Source organism: Microcoleus sp. B4-D4, assembly GCF_036705185.1.
GTDB lineage: Bacteria > Cyanobacteriota > Cyanobacteriia > Cyanobacteriales > Microcoleaceae > Microcoleus.
On the sequence record NZ_JAUBTX010000056.1, the window covers coordinates 1 to 2,641 of the forward strand.

Sequence of the window (2,641 nt, forward strand, 5' to 3'; positions counted from 1 at the left end):
ATTTTCGGTTAAAATCCCAGGGACTTTTTGGCTCTGATCGGGGAGCGTCCCTGTTCCAAAACTGTCCGAAGTATTGAATAAATGATTTTAACAAATTCCTCAAGCCAACAATTCACTGACGGCTACGCTAAAACCTGCAAGCAAACTTTGAGTGTTAACAACTTCATCCGCATTAAACAACTGCCAGCGTTGCCCTGCATTGACAAATATTAATCTAGCTTCAGGAAACAGCAACCAAACTTCTAAACATCCCGATTCCAAATATTCTTGAGCTTTTGCAAATAACTCTTCGCCGCTATCTTCCGGGGAAGCAACTTCCGCTATCAAAGGAAAACTTTGGGAAAATGCTGTAAAATTGCCTGATTCTGGCAGCAGTTCAGGAGTAATGTAAGCAACATCGGGACGGCGACCCTGCTTGCTAGTGCGGCAAAGGACTTCTGTAAGAACTTCTCCTCCCTGTCCGCTGGAATTTTTGTAATTTCTCCAGGATGTAGATAATTTAGATTGAGCGAGACCGTGCTTGAATGTCATTCCTGTTTTCTCCACTAAGTTGCCGTCAACCCATTCCATTCTATCAGCAGGCTTGACTAAAAACTCTTCGAGAGATATGACTTTTTCTGGCTTATATTCTGGAGGAAGTTCGGGTATATTTTCTAATTTGGGATGTGATTCTGGTTCTGAGTTTTGATCTGCATTTTTTGGTATAATTATAGTAGCTGTCATGCTCGCAACCTCTGTTTAACGATTATAAGTTTACAAGCGATCGATCTCGATCGCATCTTTACGATCTTATTGAACTTGGTAGATTTTGTCTGTTCAACTTAGCCCAATAATTTATATATCATAGCAATTAAGAAAGGTGACTTTCATGATTCTCTCAAACCGTTTTTCTGAAGCCCTCATCTATGCCGCCGAATTGCACGCAACTCAAATCCGCAAAGGTTCGGGCGTTCCCTACATTGCCCATTTGTTGGGCACTGCTAGTATAGCTTTAGAATATGGGGCTTCTGAAGATGAGGCGATCGCAGCTTTGCTTCACGATGCGATCGAAGATCGAGGCGGCCCCACCACCCGCGAAGCCATCCGCGCCCGCTTTGGCGATAACGTCACAGCTATTGTAGACGGCTGTACCGACAGCGACGCAACGCCAAAACCCCCTTGGCGGCAGCGAAAAGAAGCCTACATCGCCCACATTCTCACAGCTTCTGGCTCAGTGAGATTAGTCTCGGCTGCTGATAAACTTTATAATGCTCGATCGATCCTGAAAGATTACCGTCAATTAGGCGATACTGTTTGGGAACGCTTCAAAGGCAAAAAAGAAGGTTCTCTCTGGTATTATCGTTCGTTAGTAGAAGCATTCCGCCAAGCTGAGTTAACGCCGATCGTTGAAGAATTAGACCGCACAGTTTTAGAATTAACCAAGCTTTCTGAAGACAAAAAGTAAAAATCAACAACCAATAACTAATAACCAATAACTACTAACAAATGGCAAATGTTCGCTTAGAAAATATTACCAGACGCTACCAAAACGTCACCGCGATCGAGAACATCAGCTTCAAAATCCCGGACGGGGAATTTTGGGTATTAGTCGGGCCTTCCGGCTGCGGAAAATCCACAATTATGCGGACGATCGCAGGTTTAGAAACTGCCACTTCTGGTAATCTTTATATTGGAGATACTTTAGTTAACAACATTCCGGCGAGACAGCGGGATGTCGCAATGGTGTTTCAAAATTACGCGCTTTACCCGCACATGACAGTCGCCGAAAATTTGGCTTTTGGATTGCGGATGCGGAATGTTGACTCGACTAAAATTCAAGAACGTGTCGAAACTGTAGCCCGATCGCTCTCGATCGACCATCTCCTCAACCGCAAGCCAAAACAGCTATCGGGCGGACAGCAACAGCGGGTAGCACTCGGAAGGGCGATCGCCCGCGAACCGCAAGTATTTCTCTTAGACGAACCGCTTTCTAACCTCGACGCGCAACTGCGAGATGATACTAGGGCCGAACTCAAACAACTGCATCAACGGCTGGGAATTACCACGGTTTACGTCACCCACGACCAAGTAGAAGCGATGACTTTAGCGGATAAAATTGTAGTTTTAAATGCGGGTAAAATTCAACAAATCGGATCTCCGCAAAGCATTTATGCCAAACCAGCTAACCGCATGGTTGCAACATTTTTAGGCAATCCAGCCATGAACATTTTGCCGGCAATTTATGCTAACGAATCCTTTATTTTGGGAGATCAATCTTTAGCCTGTCCGCCCTCACTGCAACAAAGATTGCACCCTAGAGAAGGACAAGGATTTGATTTAGGCATCCGTCCTGAAAATATAGAAATTTTTAAGCCGCAAACAACAGAAAAAGATGATTTGAAAATCGATCTTTGGGCTTTAGAAAAAGTCCCTCTGGAGGTAGAGGTAAAAGTAGTGGAACCTCTGGGGCGAGAAACTTTAGTCCGGGCGAGTTTGCCTTTGTTGAACGCTGAAACTACTATACAGGTGCAAGTACCTGCGAGTGTTCGCTTGCGTCCGGGCGATCGGCTGAAGGTACAGCTTGACTTCGATCGACTATTTATCTTTGACCCCTCCACGGGCGAGGCGCTATATCCTTAACTGGATTCAACCTCAAATCTCA

The 2,641-nt window shown here is 44.9% G+C and carries 3 protein-coding genes; 2 read left to right on the forward strand and 1 reads right to left on the reverse strand.

Going from position 1 to position 2,641, the window contains the following annotated elements; all coding sequences use genetic code 11:
• Positions 1-99: 99 nt before the first annotated feature.
• Positions 100-723, reverse strand: coding sequence for a Uma2 family endonuclease (locus QUB13_RS26375; protein ID WP_333386888.1), 624 nt, complete (start codon positions 721-723; stop codon positions 100-102).
• A 145-nt stretch (positions 724-868) separates the two neighbouring features.
• Between QUB13_RS26375 and QUB13_RS26380 the strand changes: the two genes are divergently transcribed.
• Both QUB13_RS26380 and QUB13_RS26385 read left to right on the forward strand, forming a co-directional pair.
• The gene (locus QUB13_RS26380) at positions 869-1,444 is read left to right on the forward strand and encodes an HD domain-containing protein (RefSeq protein WP_333386891.1); all 576 of its coding nucleotides are present in this window, start codon (positions 869-871) and stop codon (positions 1,442-1,444) included.
• 41 nt (positions 1,445-1,485) lie between these two features.
• Positions 1,486-2,619 carry an ABC transporter ATP-binding protein gene (locus tag QUB13_RS26385; protein WP_333117031.1) on the forward strand — a complete coding sequence of 378 codons (1,134 nt, stop codon included), beginning with the start codon at positions 1,486-1,488 and terminating at the stop codon, positions 2,617-2,619.
• Positions 2,620-2,641 lie beyond the last annotated feature (22 nt).

Coding starts and splice junctions, on each gene's coding strand:
- QUB13_RS26380 (WP_333386891.1), top strand. CDS start 869: ATGATTCTCTCAAACCGTTTTTCTGAAGCCCTCATCTATGCCGCCGAA.
- QUB13_RS26375 (WP_333386888.1), bottom strand. CDS start 723: ATGACAGCTACTATAATTATACCAAAAAATGCAGATCAAAACTCAGAA.
- QUB13_RS26385 (WP_333117031.1), top strand. CDS start 1,486: ATGGCAAATGTTCGCTTAGAAAATATTACCAGACGCTACCAAAACGTC.